This window comes from Bacteroidales bacterium, assembly GCA_023229505.1.
Lineage (GTDB): Bacteria > Bacteroidota > Bacteroidia > Bacteroidales > JAGOPY01 > JAGOPY01.
On the sequence record JALNZD010000002.1, the window covers coordinates 94,336 to 119,125 of the forward strand.

Annotated in this window: 21 protein-coding genes; 11 read left to right on the forward strand and 10 right to left on the reverse strand. The window is 44.3% G+C overall.

All coding sequences use genetic code 11. The features are described from left to right. Window positions 1-26: 26 nt before the first annotated feature. Together M0Q51_01190 and M0Q51_01195 are read left to right on the forward strand one after the other, a co-directional pair. Window positions 27-1,544, forward strand: a complete 1,518-nt coding sequence (locus tag M0Q51_01190) for a NapC/NirT family cytochrome c (protein MCK9398593.1) — start codon at window positions 27-29, stop codon at window positions 1,542-1,544. An 88-nt stretch (window positions 1,545-1,632) separates the two neighbouring features. Continuing rightward, the gene (locus M0Q51_01195; GenBank protein MCK9398594.1) at window positions 1,633-2,304 is read left to right on the forward strand and encodes a PorT family protein; all 672 of its coding nucleotides are present in this window, start codon (window positions 1,633-1,635) and stop codon (window positions 2,302-2,304) included. Between the two features lie 16 nt (window positions 2,305-2,320). Here the strand turns inward: M0Q51_01195 and M0Q51_01200 are convergent, their stop codons facing one another. The 3 genes from M0Q51_01200 to asnS all read right to left on the reverse strand — a co-directional run bounded on the left by M0Q51_01200 (window position 2,321) and on the right by asnS (window position 6,001). Further along, entirely contained in the window at window positions 2,321-2,935 is a 615-nt protein-coding gene (locus M0Q51_01200; GenBank protein MCK9398595.1) for a hypothetical protein, read from the reverse strand. Between the two features lie 37 nt (window positions 2,936-2,972). After that, the gene (gene rpoN / locus M0Q51_01205; GenBank protein MCK9398596.1) at window positions 2,973-4,460 is read right to left on the reverse strand and encodes an RNA polymerase factor sigma-54; all 1,488 of its coding nucleotides are present in this window, start codon (window positions 4,458-4,460) and stop codon (window positions 2,973-2,975) included. 83 nt (window positions 4,461-4,543) lie between these two features. Continuing rightward, a complete protein-coding gene (asnS, locus tag M0Q51_01210; GenBank protein MCK9398597.1) occupies window positions 4,544-6,001 on the reverse strand; it encodes an asparagine--tRNA ligase in 1,458 nt (485 codons plus the stop codon). Between the two features lie 119 nt (window positions 6,002-6,120). Here asnS and M0Q51_01215 point away from each other — a divergent pair, with 119 nt between their 5' ends. After that, on the forward strand, window positions 6,121-7,203 hold the full coding sequence (locus M0Q51_01215) for a bifunctional 3-deoxy-7-phosphoheptulonate synthase/chorismate mutase type II (GenBank protein ID MCK9398598.1): 1,083 nt from the start codon (window positions 6,121-6,123) through the stop codon (window positions 7,201-7,203). Window positions 7,204-7,583: 380 nt separating this feature from the next. On the opposite strand, the gene M0Q51_01220 is transcribed toward M0Q51_01215, so the two are convergent. The 7 genes from M0Q51_01220 to mutY form a co-directional block, all read right to left on the reverse strand. Beyond that, window positions 7,584-8,933, reverse strand: coding sequence for a hypothetical protein (locus M0Q51_01220; GenBank protein MCK9398599.1), 1,350 nt, complete (start codon window positions 8,931-8,933; stop codon window positions 7,584-7,586). A 259-nt stretch (window positions 8,934-9,192) separates the two neighbouring features. Further along, window positions 9,193-10,101: a magnesium transporter CorA family protein gene (locus M0Q51_01225; GenBank protein MCK9398600.1), complete on the reverse strand. Its 909-nt coding sequence runs from the start codon at window positions 10,099-10,101 to the stop codon at window positions 9,193-9,195. A gap of 105 nt (window positions 10,102-10,206) precedes the next feature. After that, window positions 10,207-12,591: an immune inhibitor A gene (locus M0Q51_01230; protein MCK9398601.1), complete on the reverse strand. Its 2,385-nt coding sequence runs from the start codon at window positions 12,589-12,591 to the stop codon at window positions 10,207-10,209. 87 nt (window positions 12,592-12,678) lie between these two features. Continuing rightward, a complete protein-coding gene (gene gldD / locus M0Q51_01235; GenBank protein MCK9398602.1) occupies window positions 12,679-13,272 on the reverse strand; it encodes a gliding motility lipoprotein GldD in 594 nt (197 codons plus the stop codon). A 22-nt stretch (window positions 13,273-13,294) separates the two neighbouring features. Beyond that, on the reverse strand, window positions 13,295-14,665 hold the full coding sequence (gene gldE, locus M0Q51_01240; protein MCK9398603.1) for a gliding motility-associated protein GldE: 1,371 nt from the start codon (window positions 14,663-14,665) through the stop codon (window positions 13,295-13,297). A gap of 126 nt (window positions 14,666-14,791) precedes the next feature. Continuing rightward, window positions 14,792-15,241, reverse strand: coding sequence for a single-stranded DNA-binding protein (locus M0Q51_01245; protein ID MCK9398604.1), 450 nt, complete (start codon window positions 15,239-15,241; stop codon window positions 14,792-14,794). Window positions 15,242-15,314: 73 nt separating this feature from the next. Further along, complete coding sequence (mutY, locus tag M0Q51_01250) at window positions 15,315-16,400, reverse strand: A/G-specific adenine glycosylase (protein ID MCK9398605.1); 1,086 nt, start codon at window positions 16,398-16,400, stop codon at window positions 15,315-15,317. 135 nt (window positions 16,401-16,535) lie between these two features. On the opposite strand from mutY, the gene M0Q51_01255 reads away from it, so the two are divergent. From M0Q51_01255 to M0Q51_01290, 8 genes are all read left to right on the forward strand, one after another. Then, window positions 16,536-16,826: an integration host factor subunit beta gene (locus M0Q51_01255; protein ID MCK9398606.1), complete on the forward strand. Its 291-nt coding sequence runs from the start codon at window positions 16,536-16,538 to the stop codon at window positions 16,824-16,826. A gap of 195 nt (window positions 16,827-17,021) precedes the next feature. Then, the gene (locus tag M0Q51_01260; protein MCK9398607.1) at window positions 17,022-18,626 is read left to right on the forward strand and encodes an Rne/Rng family ribonuclease; all 1,605 of its coding nucleotides are present in this window, start codon (window positions 17,022-17,024) and stop codon (window positions 18,624-18,626) included. A 22-nt stretch (window positions 18,627-18,648) separates the two neighbouring features. After that, complete coding sequence (gene trpS / locus M0Q51_01265; GenBank protein MCK9398608.1) at window positions 18,649-19,644, forward strand: tryptophan--tRNA ligase; 996 nt, start codon at window positions 18,649-18,651, stop codon at window positions 19,642-19,644. Between the two features lie 33 nt (window positions 19,645-19,677). After that, window positions 19,678-20,877: a GTPase HflX gene (gene hflX, locus M0Q51_01270; protein MCK9398609.1), complete on the forward strand. Its 1,200-nt coding sequence runs from the start codon at window positions 19,678-19,680 to the stop codon at window positions 20,875-20,877. Next, window positions 20,874-22,553 carry an apolipoprotein N-acyltransferase gene (lnt, locus tag M0Q51_01275; protein ID MCK9398610.1) on the forward strand — a complete coding sequence of 560 codons (1,680 nt, stop codon included), beginning with the start codon at window positions 20,874-20,876 and terminating at the stop codon, window positions 22,551-22,553. Before hflX ends, lnt begins: the two co-directional genes overlap by 4 nt. Window positions 22,554-22,699: 146 nt before the next feature. Continuing rightward, complete coding sequence (locus M0Q51_01280; protein ID MCK9398611.1) at window positions 22,700-23,455, forward strand: hypothetical protein; 756 nt, start codon at window positions 22,700-22,702, stop codon at window positions 23,453-23,455. Window positions 23,456-23,740: 285 nt separating this feature from the next. Next, complete coding sequence (locus M0Q51_01285; protein MCK9398612.1) at window positions 23,741-24,076, forward strand: hypothetical protein; 336 nt, start codon at window positions 23,741-23,743, stop codon at window positions 24,074-24,076. 215 nt (window positions 24,077-24,291) lie between these two features. Continuing rightward, window positions 24,292-24,789 carry a hypothetical protein gene (locus tag M0Q51_01290; GenBank protein ID MCK9398613.1) on the forward strand — a complete coding sequence of 166 codons (498 nt, stop codon included), beginning with the start codon at window positions 24,292-24,294 and terminating at the stop codon, window positions 24,787-24,789. Window position 24,790 lies beyond the last annotated feature (1 nt).

Below are 24,790 nucleotides of genomic sequence, written 5' to 3' on the forward strand. Positions count from 1 at the left end.
AAATCCTGGAGAAAAATACTCTACTTATGAAATTTAATGATTTAAAGCTTCCAAAAACCGTTTATAACTGGACTTCCATTATCGGTGCCACTATCGCACTGATCAGCCTGTTCATGATCGTTTTTCTTTTCGTGATCACTTCACTTTTCAACCAGGGGGGTTCCTATATAGGGATAGTCATTTATATCGCCTTACCTACTTTGTTGGTAATAGGATTAATCATGATCCCAATTGGGATGGTTATCAGATTTAAAATACTGGCGAAAGAAAAGGAAACAATGGCCACACCCTGGCCTTCTATCGACTTTAATGAACCCAGGCACAGGAATGCTTTTATGATATTTTCGGTGGGTTCGACTATTTTCCTTCTCCTGTCAGCTGTCGGAAGTTATGAAGCCTTTCACTATACAGAGTCGGTTGAATTCTGCGGTACATTATGCCATGCAGTTATGAAACCTGAATATGTAGCATACCAGAATTCACCGCATGCCAAAGTCGCCTGTGTAGAATGCCACGTGGGATCCGGAGCTGATTGGTATGTCAGGTCGAAGCTTGCTGGACTTTACCAGGTATATGCCGTAACCACGAACAGTTTCCCCAGACCCATTCCGGTTCCGATCAGGAACCTGCGCCCGGCCAGGGAAACCTGCGAAGAATGCCACTGGCCTGAAAAGTTCTATGCAAGGCAGCTCCGGATCCAGCGGCATTATTTGCCAGATGCTGAAAATACAGAATGGGATATCCATCTCCAGATGAAAATCGGCCCAAACCTTAGTGCACTTGGTTTGCAGGAAGGCATCCACTGGCATATAAATTCCGATGTCAGGATCGAATACATCTCGACTTCTCCCGACAGAGAGATCATTCCCTGGGTTCGTTATACTAATTTGAAAACCGGTGAGGTTTTAGAATACGAGGATCCTGAAAACGCCTTGCTTCCTGGACAAATTGACTCACTCGAAACCAGGCAGATGGATTGCATGGATTGTCATAACCGCCCTTCACATAATTATCAGACACCAATTTTTTCGATTAATACCGCTATCACGGCAGGTTTGATCCCTAAAGAACTCCCGGATGTTAAAAGCATGGCCTTGCAAGTAATGAACACAGAATATTCCACGACCGATTCTGCCATATTGGGTATTGAAAAGGGAATGAATGAATATTATTCTTCGACTTACGAAGAATTATACAAAAATAAACCCGAACTCATCCAACAAGCCATTAAAGGCATCCAGGATACTTATCAAAAAAATATATTCCCTGAAATGAAAGTTAACTGGGATGCATACCCTAATCACATCGGGCATCTTGAGTTTAACGGCTGTTTTCGTTGTCATAACGACCGACATACCACATCGTCCGGCAGGAAAATATCGCAGGACTGCAATCTTTGTCATTCCATTGTTGCACAGGGAACCCCGGGCAATATGCAGGTTATTCCCGGCATCGATCAATCGCTTGAATTCTATCACCAGGATGATCCGGATCAGGCATGGAAAGGCAATTTATGTTCCGATTGCCACCGCGATCTTTATTAGTCACAGGCATCTTCCGATACTAAATTCAGGGCGCTGTCGTTTTATATTTTATCTTTGTTCAGGATATATTTAATGAAAAAGGCCCACCATGAAAAAGATCATTTTTTCCCTCATTTGTTTTCTTCCCCTGCTTGCTTTCTCACAGGAAAAGAGCAAGATTATCGGGGAAACTACCGCCAGACGCGTCAGCGTTGGCGTTGAACTTTACCAGGATTTCTGGATGAACTGGCCTAAAGGGATGAACGTCCATGCGATCAACCAGGGCGGTGGTGGTTTTGTCATGTATAATATCCCATTCGGGGATAGCCCGGTTAGCTTCGCAATCGGGGCAGGATTGGGTTTTCATAATCTTTATAGTAATACCACTATCGAAAATATTAAGGCCGATACGATCAGTTTTACTGTTATTCCCGATTCCATCAGTTATAAAAAAAGTAAACTGGGACTGACTTACCTGGATATTCCGCTGGAACTGAGGCTGGTTACAAAAAGCAAGTTCAGGGTATCAGTGGGTGTCAAATTAGGATACCTGCTCGACGCAAAAACCAAGTTCAAAGGTGAAAACCTAGCTGGAGACCAGATCATCCAAAAAAATAAAAAGGTAGATAATGTCGACAAGTTCCGTTTTGGTCCTACTATCAGGATTGGATACAACTGGTTCCAGGTTGTGGGCTATTTCTCGGTCACGAAAATCTTTGATAAAGGCCTGGGGCCCGACCTTTATCCGATCTCTGTCGGGATCACCTTTATGCCCTTCTGAGCATTTCCGACCCTGTTCAGGTTTTATAAAGGAACAGGGCGACGATCGTAAAAAATCCTAAAATAAATCCGGCGTAGATTTGGGCAGGAGTATGAGCCTGTAGCTTCAGTCGTGCAAACCCGATAAGTCCTGACACAAGGATGGTTACAGCGATAAGGCCGAAATAGGAAGTTCCAAGAAAATAAGATAAGCCGGCCATCATTCCGGCCAATGCGCCGATTGAGGCCATGTGACTGCTGATCTTCCACAAAAAGTTAATGCCCATGACCAATATATTCAGTAAGGTAGCCCCGATCACGAAATAATAATAGACCGGGGAAATCTGCAGACGTTTGAGCATATAATAAGTCAGGTAAAAGAAAATAATGCTTACGATATAAGGCAGTGTCCTGTCTTCCCGTTTAGAGAGATAGGTCGTATTTACTATACCGCTTTTAATCATTACGATAAAGAAAAGGGTCGGTAAGATACAAGTAGTGAAAAAAACCAGCCCCATGACCAGCCATTTTGCTGATGTGGGCATCAGGGCTGAAAAATAGGCAGGCATGGTCAGCAGAATGGCGAATGCGTAAGTAGGTACAAACAGCGGGTAAAACACAACGGATATAACCCGGGCAATTCGCTTTTCCATCAGGATTGTATTATACTGTAAAAGTAAGTGTTTTTGCTCAGAGTTCTTTCCTCAGCCTGGCGACCGGAATATTGAGTTGTTCCCGGTATTTGGCTACAGTCCTGCGGGCGATATTATAGCCTTTGTCTTTCAGTATCTCTGTGAGCTGCTCATCGGTAAGGGGTTTACTTTTATCTTCCGCTTCAATGAAATTTGAAAGAATTTTTTTGATCTCACGGGTGGAAACTTCCTCACCGGAATCCTTCTGCATCGATTCGGAAAAAAAGGTTTTCAGCAGGAAAGTCCCGAAAGGAGCCTGCACATATTTGCTGTTGGCCACGCGTGAGATGGTGGAAATATCGAGGTTGACTTTCTCGGCTATATCTTTCAGGATCATTGGCTTAAGCCTGGTTTCATCCCCGGTGCGAAAGTAATCATCCTGGTAGTCCATGATCGCCCGCATAGTCAGGTAAAGGGTATTCTGGCGTTGCTTGATCGCATCGATAAACCATTTGGCCGAATCGATCTTTTGTTTGACAAATTGCATGGCTTCCCTGCCTTTAGTGTGTTTGTTATCCGAGTAGGTTTCCATCATGTCAATATAAGACCGGTTGATGCGAAGTTCCGGTGCATTGCGCGAATTCAGGGTAAGCTCAAGCTCTCCGTTAATATTGCGGACGGAAAAATCGGGGATGACATAATTATTCAGCCGGGTTGTTTCGCTGACTGAATCGCCCGGTTTGGGGTTTAGTTTGAGGATTTCCTGGATTGCTCCTTTCAGATCCTCTTCGGTGATCCGGGCTTTTTTAATGATCTTGTCATAGTGTTTCCTGGTGAATTCATCGAAATGCTTTTCAAGGATCATTTCGGCCATCTCCGCTTCGCGGCTCCGGTTTTCCTGGCGCCTGAGCTGGATGAGCAGGCATTCCTGCAGATTCCTGGCGCCGATGCCGGGCGGATCGAGGTTCTGTATGACTTTCAGCACTTCGAGGATTTCATCCTTGGTGGCATGCAGGTTTTGTGAAAAAACAAGGTCGTCCGTCATGGCATCGGGGTCACGCTGGAGATAACCGGCATCATCAAGGTTGCCAATGATCGTAAGGCCGATCTGGTATTGCTTATCTGTCAACTCCCTGAGTCCAAGCTGTGAGATCAGGTATTCCTGGAAACTGGTGCCTGCTGCGAAGGGCACATCACGCTGGTCATCATCAGGGCTCTGGTTATTGGCTGCCATCCTGTAGGCCGGGATCTCATCTTCATCGAGATAATCGTTGAAGTCGAATTCATCTTCCGGGCTGCTTTCCTTGAAATCATCCGTTTCAGGTTCATCTTCCGTGCCCGCCGGCGTATCATCCATTTCTTCGAATTTCTCTTCTTCCTGGTTATCAGTAGAGTCTTCGGGCATTTCGAGGGCAGGGTTTTCTTCAATCTCCTGCTTGATCCGCTGCTCCAGGGCCATGGATGGGATTTGCAACAGCTTCATCAGCAGTATCTGCTGTGGAGACAGCTTTTGAAGTAACTTCTGCTGAAGCCGCTGGTTTAACATAACAGGGATGCTGTTTTAAAATTCTATTTAAAGATACAAAATTATCATTAATGAAGATAACCGGAAGTGGGAAATATTTTTAATCAGAACTCCGCATTCATCGGCGTCCTGGGGAAAGGAATGACATCGCGGATATTACCCATGCCGGTGATGAAGAGCATGAGTCGTTCGAAACCGAGCCCGAAACCACTGTGCGGCACCGTACCAAACTTCCGGGTCTCTAAATACCACCAAAGCGTTTCCTCCGGGATATGCAGCTCCCGGAAGCGTTCCTGCAATTTTTCCATGTTTTCTTCGCGTTGTGAGCCGCCTATGATCTCCCCGATCTGAGGGAACAGCACATCCATGGCCCTCACCGTCTTGCTGTCATCATTCTGCTTCATGTAAAATGCCTTGATCTCCCTTGGGTAATCAGCGATGATCACCGGCTTGTTAAAGTGCTTTTCCACCAGGTAGCGTTCATGCTCTGATTGTAAATCAGTGCCCCATTTCTCTATCACGTACTGAAATTTCTTTTGTTTATTAGGTTTGGAATTAATCAGTACATCTATGGCCTCGGTGTATGTGATGCGCTCAAATTCATTTTCCAGGACGAATTCCAGTTTTTCGATAAGACCCATCGCGGAGCGCTCTTCCTGTTTTTTGTTCTTTTCTTCGTCTTCCAACCGTTTAGCGAGGAAATCCAGGTCTTCCCGGCAATTTTCCAGAGCGTAGATCACAAGGTATTTCAGCATTTCCTCAGCCAGGTCCATGTTGTCGTTGATGTCATAAAAGGCCATTTCCGGCTCTATCATCCAGAATTCGGCCAGGTGGCGGCTGGTGTTGGAATTTTCCGCACGGAAGGTCGGACCAAAGGTGTATACGTCGGATAAAGCGAGGGCCGCCAGCTCTGCTTCGAGCTGCCCCGATACCGTCAGGTTGGTCTGTTTACCAAAAAAATCCTGCTTATAATCCACTTCTCCCGTTTCCGTAAGGGGTGGTTTGATGGGATCCAGAATAGTAACCCGGAACATCTCCCCGGCCCCTTCGGCATCGGAACCTGTGATGATAGGCGTGTGAATGTTATAAAACCCTTTATCCGTAAAGAATTTATGGATAGCGAATATCATGGCGTGGCGGACGCGGGTGACCGCCGCGAACGTATTGGTCCTGAAACGCAAATGGGCTTTTTCACGGAGGAATTCGAGGGAATGTCTTTTAGGTTGAAGGGGGAATTCATCGGGATTGGCTTCGCCGTATAAAATAATATCTTTTGCCAGAAGCTCAACGCGCTGGCCTGCGCCCGGGGATTCAATAAGCGTACCTTTGACCGATAGGCCAGCACCTGTATTTATCCGCTCGATTATATTCTGATCAATAGTATCAGGTTGCACCACCATCTGTAGGTTTTGAATCGTCGATCCATCGTTGAGCGTGATGAAAGTGACATTCTTGCTCTCCCGTTTAGTCCTTACCCAGCCCTTGGCTACGACTTCCTTGTCGACTTCACCAGATTGCAGCAGCTCCTTGATTTTTGTCCGTTTAATCCCGTGATCCAGCATAATACATTTTAATTTAAAGTGCAAAAATAAGAAAATGATTGGAAGGTGGAACGATAAGACGGTAGGACGGTAGGACGGGAAGAGGGAACTGCCGGCGAAATAATATATATCTTTGCATCATGCCTGCCATTATAGAAAATATTCTTCCTTTGAAGGATTATCTGCCTGTAAAGGACAATCCTTTGATCATCGCGGGCCCATGCAGTGCTGAGACAGAAGAGCAAGTTTTGGAAACAGCTCACGGGTTGGCTGCAATACCTCAGGTAGCTGCGTTCCGTTGCGGGCTCTGGAAACCCCGGACACGTCCGGGTGACTTCGAGGGAGTGGGTGATAAAGGATTGCCCTGGCTAAAGCGCGTCAGGCAGGAAACCGGGCTCAGGACTGCTGTCGAGGTGGCCATCCCGGCACATATAGAAGCCTGCTTAAAGCATGGCATCGATATCCTGTGGATCGGTTCGAGAACCGTCGTCAACCCGTTCTCTATCCATGAAATCGCGGAAGCGCTCAAAGGAGTGGACATTCCTGTCCTGGTGAAGAACCCGGTAAATCCTGACCTGCTGTTGTGGATCGGTGCGTTGGAAAGGTTGAGTCAGCAGGGCATCCGCAAGCTTGCGGCTGTGCACAGGGGATTTTCCGCTTATAGGAGCAAACCGTTCAGGAACCTGCCGATCTGGGAGATCCCGATAGAGTTGCGGCGGCTTATCCCGGGACTGCCGGTACTCGTTGATCCAAGCCATATCAGCGGAAACCTGACGATGCTTCCCCATGTTGCACAGACTGCCATAGACCTGGCATTCGACGGACTGATGATCGAATCCCATATTCACCCGGAAAAGGCGCTGACCGACCGTGACCAGCAGCTTACTCCCGCTGCCCTGGAAGAATTGATCCGGTGCCTGTCGTTGCCTCACGGATCAACCAGAGAAGAAGATGTCAGGCTTGTTGAATGGCGTAAGGAAATCGATGAAATTGATGAAAAGGTTCTGCAGTTGTTGGGAAAGCGCATGGAAACCGTCAATCACATTGGCAAGCACAAGAAGGAGGCAGGGATGGATTTTCTGCAACTGGAGCGTTGGAAGCAGGTGGTGGAAGACCGGCTTGAAAAAGGGACTGCCCGGGGATTGAGCCGGAATTTCCTGCTTAAACTGCTCCATGCCATCCATGAAGAAGCCTTGCGGAAACAGGCGGGGAAGAAGGAATAATCGTTACATCTTCAGCATTTTATTCGTCACCTTATTTCCTGTTTGATCTATTACCGTAATGAAATAAACTCCTTTCGGTAAATTGCTTACATCTAGTTTAATTTGCCTGGTGTTCGCTATTGTTTTAAACAGAACCTCTCCCTGCAAATTAAATATCTGGATTGTGCAATTTGTTTCCCTGCCAATGTTCAATGTGACTCCGTCTGTAGCGGGATTCGGGAAAATGAATTGATCTTGATTCAATTCATTTTCATAAACAGAAACTGAAATGTCATCTAATCGTGCGACCAGTATATCATCCCATCCGGCAGAGGTCAGTGAAATAGTGGTTCCGATAAAAGGGCACCAGGAATCATACCACCCTGTAATGTAAATATTATTTAAGGCATAGTTACCACGCTTTCAGCGACTGCGGCATAACCAGTCCCCGCTATGTTAACCCAATCCAGATTTCCGGCATCATCATAACTTGCGACAAACAAAGCACGCAGGTAAGGGATAGTAACTGCATCGGTCCCCTGTCCGAAAACGGTAGGTCCAGCGGAATATTCACCTGCAACATAAAGATGGCCGTCTTTGTGATAAGCGTCCATAAAATTTATGCCCCCGGTTGAAGCATGCCCGGCATTGATCGCCCAGTCAGCGTTTCCGCTGGTGTCGTACTGCACCAGGTACATTTCACCATATCCCGCAGCGGGTGGTGCAATGAGGGTGATAGTGTCGGGATAAATTCCAAATGAAGCATTTGCATAATAAATTCCGCTCATTACAATTTTTCCTCCGCCTTTTGAATTAACAGTCAAAGGTATATTTCCGCTTGAAGTGCTTCTGGCAGCATATGCCCAGGTATTGTCTCCAAGCAGAGGTTCATACCTGGCGATGAACCCCTTAGGATTATAAATGCTTTCTTCGAGGTCAATGGAATCAGCCGGCAGTCCGAATGTTGGCCTTCCGTTGTACTTGCCTGCAAGAAAAATGTTACCGGTGCTGTCGGTAGTTACGTCCTGCGGATACATCACTTGTGTGCATGAAACAGCGTTCCGGTGAAAAGTAAAAGTTCCTGCCGTATCCAATTTAGCAAGAAAAATATCATACACATGACGCGGTACCAGCGAATCGCTGCCGGGTTTAAAATAAGTGGTGGTCCATATTATTCCGCTGAGGATAATATTACCTGAATCATCCATGGTTGAAACATTTATATCATTTTGGTCGCTTCCAATGTGCCTGGCCCAGTTAAAATTTCCATGTGCGTCATATTTCGCAATAAAAATATCCTTGTCACCCCATGAAGTTAATGTGGTAAACTCATCAAACGTAATGTCTTCTCCGGTTCCGCCATAAACACCGAAAGTACCCACGATGTAAATATTGCCGGAAGCATCTTCGTAAATTGCTTCAGGTATTCCGTATGATGTTGTACTTGCCACAGACTTTGCCCAAAGCAATGCGCCCGCTGTAGTGTATTTTGCAATAAATACATCCACATAAAGAGGGGAGGTTAAGACCGTTGTGTCAAAAGTTGCGCTCTCAACAAAAAATCCGGATACAAGAAGGTTTCCGTCTGAGCTGTAAGTGATGGCACCGCCCCGGTCATAGAGTGTTCCTCCTGCGCTTTTTGCCCATTCCCAGTCCGGAGCCTGAGCAAAGGTTTGGAAAGAAAAGAGAAACGATGATCCGATGAGGGCTGCAAATTGCAGCATCCTCATAATGGTAATTTGATTATTCATAATTTTCCTCCTTAAAGTTTAACATAAGTTTGTTTAACTGATTATTACAACTTATTGGCAAATAGAAGGAGTCTCTATGCTCTTAGGGTTAGGATTTTATGAATGCAAGATACGACATATTTAGCAAAACAGATGTATTGAAAGGGATTTTTTTTAACCTGACGAGACAGGGTCAGGTTCATTTGCTCAATTGTCAATGGTTACAGTTCTAAATATAAAAATCCCCAACTTAAAACTTAAACCTCAAAACTTAAAACTGTTATAGCCATTTCCTTCTCTTGAAATAGAAAAGCATTGTAACTACCACGAGCATCATCAATCCAATGATGATAATAAATGAGCGCGGGTCGTTCTGAAGCGGAAGGCCGATATTCATACCGAACAATCCGGTTATGAAGGTAAGTGGAAGTAAAATGGCTGAAAAAAAGGTGAGGATCTTCATGATCTCATTGATGCGGTTAGTCTGCAGCGAGTCGAATGTTTTTGCGAGCCCTTCGATCAGCTCCTGGTAGTCTTCGGCCATATCCCACATCTTCTGGTTATAGTCGAGGATATTACCCCAGTAGTCCTCCATGTTTTCAGCGAATCCGGCAATTTGTCCCGATTCGAATTTATGGAACAATGGTAGCTGAGGTTTAAAAATAGTATTGATCAGGATGATATTTTTCCGTGTAATGGAGATCTGTAAAATGGTTTTCTGCGCCCGCTTGCTGAAGAGGTCCTCATTGATGCGGTCAAGTTCCAGGCCCAGGCGCCGCATGAGGTTCAGTGAGGAATTCATCAGCTTCTCAAGGATCCGGTATAACATCGTATCGGAAGTACCAATCTCGATTTCTTCTTTATTGTTAATCCTTTTGCGCGCATCATCAAACATTTCCGAAACCACCCAGCGGGTCTGGTCGATACTGATCACATAATCCTCTCCCCAAAAGAATTTCACCTCTTTGATGGTCAGGAAACGATTTTGAAGATCAAAACTTGGAAAATGAAGGATCATAAAATAATAATCATCATATATGTCGATTTTGGGTCGTTGGTTGGTACTTCGGCAGTCTTCGATATCCAGGGGGTGGAAATGGAAGTTATCCTTCAGGTACTGCAGGTCTACTTCAGACGGGCTAACGATGTGGTGCCACCTCAGGGTACCTATTTTTACCGTATCAACCATAACTGCTCCGGTTTAAAAAGATGATTATTATGCGATATATTCTACATTCCAGTGGGATTTAGAATCTGTGGCACAAAGATAAAAAAGGAATCCAAAAAAAAAGATTTATTTAACGATCAGTTTTCCTGATGCTATAATATTTTCATAACCGCGGACAGCATAAAAATACATTCCTGCGGACCATTCCGTAATATCCCAGCTCACTCCGCCTTTTTCATCAGTAAGTATAGTTTTATAAACTATTTTCCCACTGAAATCATAAACCACTAATGAAGCATTTCCAGGATTAAAATTTTCAATAATATAATCCATGGTCACCCTACCGGAGGCCGGATTGGGTTGGATGGATATTTTTGCACCTTCGGTTTGAGACGCAAAATTTTGCGTTTCTACAACACCGGTGGCCAAATCAACCACTGTAACGGTCATATCATCCCAGTAGAATCCATCGCCCTCCACATAACTGTCGCTCCTTAAGACGAACCGTATCTTAATCTGTTCACCCAGGAACTGTTTCAGGTCTATCTGTTCTTTGACCCAGGTGCCTTGAGTACCATGATAGAGTGGCTGTCCGGAAACCTGGTAAATAGTCCCTGGCCGCGTGTATTTGCCTTCCATAGGAGTCCAGTTCGCACCCTCATCGTCAGTAATAAAGATCTGGACATAATCATAACCAAGCTCAATGTCCCATTTTGTCCAGAAATTAAGAATAGCAGCCTGTTCCTCTGTGAGATCAATCGGCTCTGAAAGAGTCATTATATTGTTCTCATTATCGACATATTGTCCATATGGGGAGTCGGTGATGGATTTGTCCGGAGAATGATATTGATTGGTCGTTGTATTCCATTTTGAGGAAATCCAGTTCTGGAAGGATGAGGCGGTATCTTCAAAAATTACTACCGATGTACCGTAATACTTGTGAATTGTGTCGGAAATCGTTCCAAAGCCATCATTTATCGACAAAAGGTAATCAATGTGAGCTCCGCCTTGAATACTTTCTTTAAGTACATATATGAAAGCCGCACTTGTGGTTTCCATGATATCTAAGTCACTGAATGTAAATGGAGTACTAACAGAATCGATGGCATCATTCAAAGGTTCAATGGATACAGTGTAAGTGGCGCCATCTTTCAGTCCAAGCCGTTTGATTTTAAAGAAGAGCAGGCCGGTTTTATTTTCCAGAATTGCAGGAGTCAGGTCTGTTAAGCTTGCCCATGGCCCGGCGAGTCTGGCAGCCATGATATTTTGCCACATATTGACCTGGCAAAGCGGGATAATCTGAGGGACCGGCGGCCAGAAGCCCGCACTGCCATCACCGACTTCGGGAGTGTAAGAATAAATCAACGCTTTGGAAGTTTGTTCCCCATACATCCAGTCGTCAGAGCTCCCATTGGTGAGATAAATTGTCGTGCTGGCCGGACCGTATTCATATGCGTTCTCATAAGTCAGGATTTCGCCGAATGCATTAAAAATAGCATCATCAGGACAAGGATCAGTGATATAACCCCAGGGGTAAAGAAGCTCGTTCTGGTATGAATGGTAATTTAAGGCAATCATGAACTCATGTTCGTTGCAAAAATCTCGAATGTTCATTATTTCCGGCTCAGAGAAGGCTGATGGTCCACGATAGGTATCATCCCATGGATAAGGAGATGACCCGTTATCATCATAACCCCACATATAGCCATAGTTCCTGTTTAAATCCACACCATAGGATCCGTCATCATTCTGCCGCCTGTTCTTCCGCCACATTCCTCCGCCGCTCGGCTCGTTCTGGATGTTATAAGCATAGCCGTCCATGTTGATGATCGGGACAAAATAGAGTTCGAAATTATCGACGATATACCGGACATCAGGGTCAGTATCATAATTTTCAAGAAGGTAATACATATAATAGACCAGCAATTGCATGCCGATAGGTTCACGGGCGTGATGCATCCCGGTATACAAGACTTCGGGCTCATCCTCGTTGGTGGTCGGGTTGTCAGAAAGACGCACCCAGTAAAGCTCCTGGTCGTTATGGGTCGGATAATCCAGGGCGTACCTCGGGGAGATCAGGTACGGGTAAAGTGTGGCCATGTTATCAAGGTGTGCCATGGCCTGGTCAATGGAAAGGAAACCTCCGACAGTGCCGAGCTCGAAGCCTTCAGGCACCGGCCAGTCGCGGCTGAGAGTATATTTCGCGTGCTTTATCTCATCAAGCCGGGAAAGAAAAGGCTTGTTCCTTTCAACGTAATATTTTGTCATATCCGGTATCAAAACTTCATATCTGATACCGGCCGCGTCGGCAATCGCCAGCTCTCTTTCTGAAAGTTCGCATATCACATAAACGCCCGATTTGAAGACGCCGTGGTCAATGGCCAGTCCCCGGGCGGCCAGGTTAACCATGTCATCGTGATTGGCAAAAAGTTTCACCCGTGAAAACTGGGCCTGGGCAGCAGCAAATAGCATCATGACCGAAAGGATCATAGTAAAAATCAGTCTTTTCATCATCGAAGGAATTATAGATTGGTTACATGGTACATTGCACAAATATAGGAACTATTGGGATGAGGGATTGAGGAAGATTTTAATATTTCATTTCCAATAGAAAGAGTTCACCAGATGCCTGATATCTTCCTCGATAAAGGCAAGGACCGGTGCCAGGGAATCATTATTGGGTGAAACATTAAAATACAAGGCCCCCCGAAGGAAATTTGCCGAACTGTCGGTCAGGAAAAACTGGCAGGGAGATGCTGCCTGTGAACCTTCGATATAATAAACCAATCCGAAAACTTTATCTTCCGGCCGGTAAATCAGCGAATCGTCAATGGCGTCCGCTTTGGGGATATGTTTGACTACAAAAGTTCTGCTATCTTCAAGGTATTCGGTTAAATTATTCCTTACCGGTTTGTAGCTGATAAAGATACGTCCCTGAAATCCGGGAAAATCAATGTTGATCCAATAGGGCTCTGATGTGGACCTGTTATCTGGTGTTATTTTCGCATAAACAGGATATTCAAAAGAATAAGGGTAGGATGAATCAAACCTGACATATTGTTTTTCAGGAAGATCTATCCGGAAATAACCCCGGGGTTTGGGTGCATAATCCTGCCTGCATCCGGCCAAAGTCAGAATAAAGATTAAGGTTAAGGTTGAAGTAAAGAGAATTAGTATATTCTTTGCACGCATGCTGGTTTGGGCTAATAGATAATTACTCAAGAAAATCCGGGTCAGATTCAGGCTTTGATAGTGTTACCTTTACCCGTTTTATCCTTCTTTTATCCACCGCTTTAATAGTAAATGTAAACTGGCGGTAAGACACCTGTTCATCTTTTTCGGGCATTTTTTCCATTAATTCGAGAATAAGGCCGGCCAATGAGTCGGCATCTCCCCTGACTTCATCAAATAATCCATCTTCGATGTAAAGGATCTTATACAAATCATTCAGCGAAGTTTTTCCCTCAAAAATATAATTATTATCATCCAGCCTTGAATATTCAAAATCGCCGGAAGGCTCATCATGTTCATCACTGATTTCCCCGACAATCTCTTCAATAATATCCTCCAGTGTGACAATTCCCGAAGTACCGCCATATTCGTCCACCACAACGGCCATGTGTATTTTTTTCTCCTGAAACTCCTGTAGCAGGTCATTTATCTTCTTGTTTTCCGGCACGAAGAAGGCATCTCTCAGGAGGTCTCTCCAGTTAAAGTCATCCTCCTGGTTGAGATGCGGGAGAAGGTCTTTGATATAAATGATGCCCCTAACCTGGTCAAAGGAATCTTCATAAGCGGGGATTCTTGAATAGCCTGCCTCAATGATCAGATTCAGCAGCTCTTTGAAGTTTGTCCCGATATCAACTGCCGTAACATCCACTCTGGATTTCATGATCTCCTTTACATCCATATCGCCAAATTTAACTATACCCTGAAGGATTTTCTTCTCCTCTTCCGGTGTATTCTTTCCGGAAGTAAGTTCTATGGCATCTGACAGTTCGCTGATGGAAACATTATAGGCTTTGCGGTTTATCCGCCTGTCGATCAGGTTTGTCGACCTTACCAGCAGGTTGCTGAGGGGGTAGAAAATCCTGATTAAGACGCGCAACGGGCCGGCCAATATGCGTGCAAACTTAAGACTGCTACGGGTGGCATAAACTTTAGGCATCACTTCACCAAACAAAAGGATAAGGGAAGTAACCACTACGACCTGTATCAGGAAAGCCAGCCAATAGGGAAACCGGCTAAAGTCGAACAGGCTGTTGGTAACATAGGTTGATATGATGATGATGGCAACATTGAAAAAATCGTTGCTGATCACCAATGTAGCCAGCAGGTGTTTGGGCATTTCCAGGAGATGAAGGACAGCCTTGTCGGCTTTATCTTCCTTAAGCCTGAGTTCATGCAACTGGTTTGGTCCCAGAGAAAAGAAGGCAGTTTCTGCTCCGGAAGCCATAGCCGTACCAACCAGAAGCACCAAAATTGCGAGGATACCTGCAATAACCGTCAAAGAAAAACCAGTAACCGGCAAATCAAGCAGGATCATACCAAATGACCGGAAAAGGCCTGAATCGAAAATTTCCAAAGTAAGATGGAATTGGTTGAAGGTGCAAAGATAAGAAAAAAGTGAAGAACGAAGAGTGAAGAGTGAAAAGTGAACCGGGTATGATGCCCATCATTTTTCACTATTCACTCTTCATTTTTCACTAAACTAGAACGGGAGGTCATCTCCGGTCTCTGCTGTCAGATCAATATTTTGGTCCGGTGGTTCCTGCGTTGCCGGCTTTTCCTGCTTCTGAGAGCCTGCATAACCGCTATCGGACTGTTCCCGCCGGCCGCCGAGCATAACCATATTATCGGCGATGATTTCAGTAGTATACCGTTTGTTGCCATCCTTATCGGTCCAGTCGCGGGTCCGGATCTTACCTTCAACGTAAATGGAATTTCCTTTTTTAAGGTAGTTTTCTGCCACTTCGGCCAGGCCACGCCATAGAACCACATTATGCCACTCGGTCTGATCGACCTTCTCCCCGTTCTTGCCTTTGTATGTCTCCGTTGTTGCGAGGGAAAAGTTAGCCACTTTCACACCTCCTTCCAGACTCCTGATCTCAGGGTCTTTCCCAAGATTCCCGATTAAAATCACCCTGTTTACTCCTGCCATAAGTTTAAAATTTAAAAATTAATGAATGGTTTAAAGTTTTACAAAATTAGGTATTAAAGAAGAGTTTCAATGATTAATCCGGAAATTTGAAAAATATACCCGGTCTTAAAGCAACTTTTTTTAAAAAATTTTCAATCAGCCTTGGAACAGGATATTTTTGTAAGTCTATTTCCCTGACTTTCAAATAATCAGGGTGATAATAATCTTTCGATGCCAGGATGATGAATTTCACCCTGAGATCCCGGTGAGTGAGTATATGACGGACGGTTTCCGTGACCGTTGAGATGGTATATTCGTTCGAACTCAATATGTCTTTCCATTGGTGACTTGTTGTAAGATCTTTCGTTGAAAGCTCGCTGTCCGCTTCGATCAAAGGGAAATCATAAAGGTTTTTCCAGATATCGTCACCGGTCCGTTTTCTTAACCAAATATAGTTTTGGCATTCATCCTTGCTCTGGATGACCAGGTAATGAAAAAATCTGGTCTTTGAGGGTTTTGCCCTATTAATGTAAGGGAGCTCTGTTGTAAGATGATTAAGGTATGCATAACATTTCTGCCTGATCGGGCATTCCGGGCAAAGGGGCTGTTTCGGTTTACAAACAAGGGCCCCTAATTCCATAACAGCCTGGTTAAAGGTGCCTGGTTGTCCGGGATCAATAAGCCTGACAAGGATGTCTTTCACTTTCTTTTTCCCTGCAGAGGTGTTGACCGGCTCCTTAATACCACAATAACGGGCGATCACACGCAGCACATTCCCATCAACAACCGGGCACGATTCTCCGTAAGCTATACTCGCAATAGCGCTTGCCGAATAATCGCCCACCCCGTGCATTCGCCTTATTTCAGCGTAGGATGCCGGAAATTTAGCCTGATTGTCACGATAGATTGATCTGGCCGACCGGTGCATATTCCTTGCACGGGAATAATAGCCAAGCCCCTGCCAGATTTTCAAAACCTCATCTTCCTGAGCATTTGACAGGGATTCGATATCCGGGAAGCATTCAACAAACCGGTGATAATATGCTAATCCTTGTTCTACACGGGTTTGCTGGAGTATGATCTCAGAAACCCATATCCGGTAGGGGTCATTAGTATGCCGCCAGGGAAGATCACGTTTATTCATCCCATACCATTGGATAATGTAATTACTGAAGTCCATACCTCCTTGAAACAAATTTATATTGAGCAATTTAGATTAATTTTTTTTTAAAACAGTTTATTCTGCAAGAGAAAAAAATTTATCTTTGTCGCCTCTTAAAAAAAACAAAGTTAATAATCTAAAATCTATTGAGTTATGACCAAGGCAGAAATCGTTGCTGAAATAGCAAACAAGACAGGGATTGAAAAAATTGCCGTTCAGGCTAGTGTTGAAGCTTTCATGGAAGCCGTCAAGAACTCGCTGTCAAACGGGGAGAATGTATACCTGAGAGGATTTGGTAGCTTTACTATCAAGAAAAGGGCCGAAAAAACCGGCAGGAACATTTCACGGAACACTACTATTATTATCCCGGCACACAACATCCCGGCTTTCAAACCGGCAAAAACATTTGTGGGTGAAGTAAAAGGCAACGTTAAGGTAAAGTAACATTTTAAATCAGCTTAAGATGCCCAGCGGGAAGAAAAGAAAAAGACATAAGATGGCAACACACAAGCGTAAAAAACGCTTGAGAAAGAACAGGCATAAGAAGAAATAATTCTTTATACCCCCTTTCTGGTGCGGTTCCTATTATCCATGCAGCTTTAAGCTTACAGGATGGTATAACCAAAATACAACTTCATTGTGGACAGGGAATTAATAATAGACGCGAAGTCAGGCGAAGTTGAAATAGCTTTACTGGAAGACAAGGTTCTTGTCGAACTTCAAAAAGAAAAAAGCAATCAAGGCTTTCAGGTTGGTGACATTTACCTAGGCAAGGTACATAAGATCATGCCGGGGCTAAATGCAGCTTTCGTGGACGTGGGCTTTGAAAAAGATGCCTTTTTACATTATCTCGACCTGGGCCCGCAGGTCCGGTCCTTAAGCAAATATACCAAACTCGCCCTAGTTGGCAAGGGGGCCAGAATACCCCTTGAGCAATTTGTTTCCGAAGAAGATATTGAAAAAACGGGTAAGATCACGCAGGTGCTGAAGGTGAACCAGCCTGTGCTGGTGCAGATCGAGAAAGAACCTATTTCTTCAAAAGGCCCGCGGATTTCTTCCGAAATATCTTTCGCAGGGCGTTTTCTAGTGCTGGTCCCGTTCTCAAACCGGATCAGTGTTTCAACCAGGATCAAATCAGTAGAAGAAAGAAACCGGCTGAAAAGACTTATAGCAAGCATCAAACCTAAAAACTTCGGGGTTATTATCCGCACGGTCGCTGAAGGCAAGATGGTCGCAGAACTTGATGCCGACCTGAAAAACCTGGTGGCCAAGTGGCAGGATATGATCATGAAATTAAATGACGCCAAGCCGCCGTTTAAGGTGCTCAGCGAGATGGACCGGACATCGGTCATCCTTCGTGATGTGCTCAACGAATCGTTCAATTCCATCACGGTAAACGACCAGGTCCTTTACGAGGAGATCAGGACTTATATCGGGAGAATTGCTCCGAAAAAGGTGGATATTGTCAAAATGTATCGCGGCCGCGTTCCGATCTACGAATTTTTCGGCATCGACAAGCAGATAAAGAACGCTTTCGGGAAGAACGTCAGCATCAAAACCGGCATCTACCTGATCGTGGAGCACACCGAGGCCATGCACGTTATCGATGTGAACAGCGGACACCGTTCCAGGAAAGAAAATTCCCAGGAAGAAAATGCTTTAGCCGTAAACCTGGAAGCAGCCACCGAAATAGCGCGGCAGCTCCGGCTTCGTGATATGGGCGGGATCATCGTGGTGGATTTCATCGACATGCATGAATCACGCAACCGGCGGCAGCTTTACCAGCAGCTAAAGGATGAAATGGCGAAAGACCATGCCAAGCATACCATATTGCCGCCCAGCAAATTCGGACTGGTGCAGATCACCCGCCAGAGGGTCCGGCCGGAGAACGAGATCGAAGTGCTGGAAGAATGCCCTACCTGCAGGGGATCAGGCAAGATCAGGTCAAGCTCGCTGCTTACCGACGAAATTGAAGGAAATATCCGGACCCTGCTCACTGATCAGAATGAATCTTATATCAGGCTCACACTACATCCGTTTATATACGCTTATCTTACAAAAGGATTCCCATCCAGGCAATTGAAGTGGTATTTCAAATATAAGAAATGGATCCACCTCGAAGCGGTCAACTCACATCATCTCCTTGAATACCATTTCTTTAATAAGATCGAAGACGAGATCAAGATGAATGGTGAAGCGCCCCGCATGCTGCTCGACAGCCAGCCGGTGGAAGGAGAGGAGTGAAAAAAAACACTACCTTTGCGCCATGGAAACAGTTGTCAGCGGCATCCGGCCTACCGGAAACCTTCACCTGGGTAATTATATCGGTGCTCTCAGGAACTTTGTCAAGATGCAGCATGAGCATCATTGCTACTTTTTTATTGCAGACTACCACTCCCTTACCACCCATCCCACTCCAACAGACCTGCACGGGAACGTGAAACAGGTATTGGTGGAATACCTGGCATGCGGGCTTGATCCGGAAAAATCAATCCTTTATATTCAGAGCGACTTGCCCGAAACCGCCGAACTTTACCTTTTGCTTAATATGAATGCTTATGTGGGCGAACTTGAACGATGCACCTCTTTCAAGGAAAAGATCCGTAAGCAGCCTGAAAACATCAATGCAGGGCTGCTCACTTATCCCACACTCATGGCAGCAGATATCATCTTACACCGGGCTACTAAGGTCCCTGTTGGAAAAGACCAGGAGCAGCACCTTGAAATGACCCGCACCTTTGCAAGGCGATTTAACAGGATGTACAACCACGAGTATTTTCCAGAGCCCGTCGCATTCAACTTCGGAGAAAACCTGCTCAAGATCCCCGGGCTTGACGGAAGCGGGAAAATGGGCAAATCGGAAGGTGAAGGCAATGCTATCTTCCTGGCCGATCCACCGGAGCTGATCAGGAAAAAAGTTATGAAAGCCGTGACCGATGCCGGCCCTGTTGAGAAGAACCAGGAAAAACCGGAAGTTATCGATAACCTTTTCCAGTTGATGACAGTAGTATCAAAACCCGGCACGGTATCTTATTTTGATGAGCAATACAAAAACTGTACGATCCGTTACGGTGATCTCAAAAAGCAACTGGCAGAAGATATGGTTAACTTCACGGCGCCTTTCCGCGAAAAGATACTGGAGCTGTCTGCCGATGATGCATATTTACATAAGGTAGCTCGCCTGGGGCGTGACAAAGCAAGGGAGAGCGCTTCCAAAACCATCTCGGATGTCAGGCAAATAATTGGGTTCAGGGAATTTTGAGATGGCAAATATGAACTCGATTTAAAATTCTCCATGCCTAAAGGAATCATCATTAAACCGATCATTGAACGTACAATCCTCATCGGACTGGTCACGAACCGGGCGGATGCGGAAAGGATCGATGAATATCTGGATGAATTGGCATTCCTGGTGGATACTGCCGGTGGCATTACCGTGAAACGCTTTGTACAACGCATCGAAGCGCCTGACCAGCGGACATTCGTCGGATCAGGGAAATTAAACGAGATTAAGGCTTTCGTGAATGAAGAAGAGATCGATATCGCGATTTTTGATGATGAACTGAGCCCTTCACAGGCCCGTAATATTGAAAAAGAACTCGGCATTAAAGTCCTTGACCGAAACAACCTTATCCTCGATATTTTCGCCAGCCGGGCAAGGACATCCCATGCCAGGACCCAGGTTGAACTGGCCCAATACGAGTACCTGCTGCCCCGCCTCACCCGGTTGTGGACCCACCTTGAAAGGCAACAGGGAGGTATCGGGATGCGAGGACCGGGCGAACGGGAAATTGAAACCGACCGCCGGATCGTGCGCGACCGTATCGCCCTGCTGAAAGAAAAACTGAAAGAGATCGACAAGATCAAAACTACCCAGCGTAAAGGCCGGAAAGATATGGTCAGGGTCGCCCTGGTAGGTTATACAAATGTGGGCAAATCTACCGTCATGAACCTGATCAGCAAATCAGATGTTTTTGCTGAAAACAAGCTGTTTGCTACCCTCGATACAACCGTCCGAAAAGTCGTCATCGAAAACCTGCCTTTCCTGCTTACCGATACGGTAGGATTCATCCGGAAACTGCCGCATAGCCTGGTGGAATCTTTTAAATCGACCCTGGATGAAGTCCGTGAAGCCGATTTGCTGGTACACATCGTCGACATCTCCCATTCTGATTTCGAAGACCAGATCACTGTAGTAAACCAGACGCTGGCGGAAATAGGGGCGAATGACAAACCGACCATATTGCTGTTCAACAAGATAGATGCCTATAATTATATTCAGAAGGATCCGTTCGACCTTACCCCGGTAACCAAAGAAAACCTCAGCCTTGACGATCTTAAAAAAACATGGATGGCAACTTCTCATTACCCGACCTTGTTTATGTCGGCAGTGCAGAAAATCAATCTTGAAGAATTCAAAAATGTCCTCTACGAAGAGGTGAAAAAGATCCATGTGAAGAGATATCCGTATAATAATTATTTGTTTGAGAAATGACTAACCTCAAAAAATACCATCTCCTCCTCATCTCCCTTCTGGGGGGCCTGTTACTCAGCCTGGCCTGGCCGGAGAGGGGATTGGCTCCATTGCTTTTCATTGGTTTTATCCCGTTTTTATTCATTGAAGATTATATCCTGAAACACCGCGATAATTACAGAAAAATCAGTGTTTTTTTCCTGGCTTACCCCGGTTTCCTTTTCTGGAATATATTGACCACCTGGTGGATATGGAACTCAACGGATTTCGGGGCGATACTCGCCTGGGTGCTAAATGCCATGCTGATGTCAGCAACGCTGTATTTATTCCACTTTACCCGCCGGGCTATGCCTGCCAGGCAAAATCAGTTCTCTCTGATTTTTTTCTGGATCAGTTTTGAATATTTTCACCACAACTGGGAAGCTACCTGGCCATGGCTGAGCTTAGGCAATGGTTTTGCCAACTGGCACAAATGGATCCAATGGTACGAATATACAGGCATTTTCGGTGGCACCTTCTGGATACTTCTTGTTAATATTCTTCTTTTTCGGGTTTTTATAAGACTTTGGAATAAAGAAAAAATTGCGAAAATTGTTCCACTGATGGTTATCGCATTTTTTCTTATCCTCTTACCAGTCCTACAGTCTTACCGTCTTTACAATAATTACAGGGAAAAGCCCTGGCCAGTCGATGTCATCGTTGTTCAACCAAATATTGATCCTTACAACGAGCAATATACCCTTCCACCATCGGAGATCCTGGCGGTTAACATCGGCCTGGCTCGGCAGAAGATCGATAGTGCCGTCGAATTCGTAGTCAGTCCGGAGTCGGCGATCCAGGAAAACATTTGGGAAGGCCGCCTCGATGAATCACGAAGCCTTGACACCTTGCAATCCTTTCTTTCCGGATTTCCCAAAGCAGGCTATGTTATCGGGGCCTCAACATACCTGAACTTCATGCCCGGGGATAAACTCTCGGCCACGGCCAGAAAGTACAGGAATTCTGAAGGTCATTATGACGTATATAACTCGGCTATTTATTTAGACAGCACCGGTCTCATCAGGATTCATCATAAGTCGAAGCTCACGCCAGGCGTTGAGAAGATGCCTTTTGGGCGCCTCATGAAGCCATTGGAAAACCTGGCCTTCAACCTGGGAGGAACTGTTGGCAGCCTGGGAATGGATGCTGAGCGGACCGTCTTCACCCGGCCCGGTGACAGCGTTAAAATAGCGCCCGTGATCTGTTATGAATCCGTTTTCGGGGCTTATGTAACGCAGTATATCCGCAAAGGGGCCAACCTGATTTTCGTAATTACCAACGACGGCTGGTGGGGCAACACGCCAGGTCACCGGCAACACTTCACTTTTTCAAAGCTCCGGGCTATCGAAACCAGGCGCAGCATTGCCCGGTCGGCCAACACCGGCATCTCGGCTTTTATCGACCAGCGGGGTGATGTATTTCAGAAGACGAAATATTGGGAGTCAGGGGTCATCCGCCAGGCGATCAATGCTAATGATGAAATCACCCTCTATGTAAAATATGGCGATTATATTGCCCGCCTGTCGGCCTTTGTGGCGGTTTTCCTGCTGCTGATAGCAATCAGTTTCAAACTCAGGAAGAAGAAGGCAGTAGGAAGTAGGCGGTTTACAAAGATATACCCCTTGCAACCGACAAGCGTTAACCACCGAAAATATTGAGCTTTTCACTTGCTTTTCTCCTCCGTTTTTCCTATATTGCATCTTTTAATGCCAAGTACCTATGAAAGCAAAGATTCTGGTTTTAAAGGTATTGATAGCGTGTATATGGAAGTTTTATAAAAAGACTAAAATGGGAGAATAATACAATGATTAAACAACAATTAGAAGAATTGAGCTTGAAAGAAATCAAGTTAGTAAAATCCATTGGAGATGAGATTAAGAAAATCAATCCAAACTTTGAAATCGCCTATTTACCAAATCTTAGCCCGAAGGAAAAAGTAAAGTACATTTTTATAGCAATGGAACCATCGCTTCGTCGATGGGCAAAAGACGAAAAAGAAGCAAAGGAAATGGTAGAAAAAGGATTCAGGAATTTCATCCTTTCTTGGGATGACTTCATTTTCCACTTCTGCATAACCAGATATCTATCTCAATCTTATTATGTCACAGACATATCAAAAGCGGCTATGAAAGTAAAGGATGCTAACCGCTGGAGAAAAGATATTTATCCCAAATGGATTGAACTTCTAAAAGAGGAGATAAAAATTGTCGGTCAAAATGATTGCAGGCTGATATTTGTTGGAAAGCGTGTTGAGGATTTCCTCAAACTTAAAATCACAAACAATAATGTCTTGGGAAAAATTTTGCATTATTCAGTAAATGCAGCAATATATAGGAAAAAGTTGCCACAAGAATATCCAGAAGAGTATAAGAAGTTTAAAAACAACCTATCCAATAGTATAATTTTAGATTTTGCGAAAAAATATCTGAAACAATATGGCATACCCAGACAAATGATGGTGTGGATATTGAAAAAGTTGAAAGATGATAAAACCAAACTCTCGGAATCAAGAAAGCAATTAATGTTTACTTATTTTAAAAAATTCCAAGAATTCAGCTAAACCTCTTAAAAAGCATATCTGGCTTAATGCTTTTGGCACTTCGAACAAATTCCTGGCAATCGGCTCGGAACTTCAAATATGTTCAGCAGTTGTGCCCAAAGGTGAAAAATGATAGTAAGTCTTTGACAATTAGATATTTTGTGAAATGGAAAGGCACATTGATACTTTCCTGTTAAAACAGCAACGTAATTAAAACTGAAAATATACAAGTGGAGCCCAGCGACCACTTAATAAACGGGGCGTTTCCGAAAAGCCAAACGAGTAGGATACTTAAATTTTTATAAAATGAAACCTGATTTTTACACAAAAGCAGTATTGACTGTAATCGCCATTTGCCTATTAATTATCGTTTTTAAGCAAATGGAAATTATTCCAACTTCGTTCGCAAACTTTCCATCAACCAATTTGAGTAGTAATATGAATTTTGGTTTGGTTCCATTAAATTCTGACGGGTCAATAGATGTTAATATTAAATCAATGAGCGACATCATCGATGTAAATATTGAAGAAGTGGGCGGATACTCTTGCTACGATAAAGTTCCAATTAGCATCGAAGCTATAGGTGACTATGATTGCTACAATAAAATTCCAGTAGTCATAAAAGAAAACCAAGACAAATAACACCAGCGAATCGAGTAGGTGACTTTGCCAGCGATAGCTAATGGATTGTTTCTTTATCAGCCCGCTCACACATTTACATTTCTTTATATAAGCTTTTGTGGCACCTTATCACCTATTGGCAACAAATGCCTTCAACCTTCACAAAAAAAATAAATTGCCCCTACTTGCTTTTCTGCCCATTATTTTCTATATTGCAAGTTTAAAACCTAAAGAATATGAAACTTCGAAAAGATGAAAGTCAAATTGCCCAATGTGCATTGCAAGGCGCATTTACAGCCACTTTAACAAATTTCAGGTTAATTATTGAATCAAGTATTTCTGAAGAAAGTTATCCGCTGGCTGGGATTACGGGAGTTGCTGTAATTGATGATATTGAAGGCTTCAAAAAGAAAACAAGTGAAATTAAACAAAAAAAAGCACAACCTATTATTGCGGGTGCATTCATTGGCCTTGTTCTATCTTTAATAATGATTTTTGCCATACTACAACCTACAGATAGTGTCTTAATGTTCTTAACAGTTATAATTGGTATTGCGGCAGGAATCTTTGTTGGGTATCAAATTTCTAAGAAGCGATTTCAAAAAGTCGAATTAGAGTCTTTTTTGGAAATAATGCAAAGTGGTGGTGCAAAAAGATTTTCTTTTATAAAAACTGACAATAATGCTCGTGCCATAAAAGACTTAGTTAATAGTATTACAGATACTATGAAGTAAG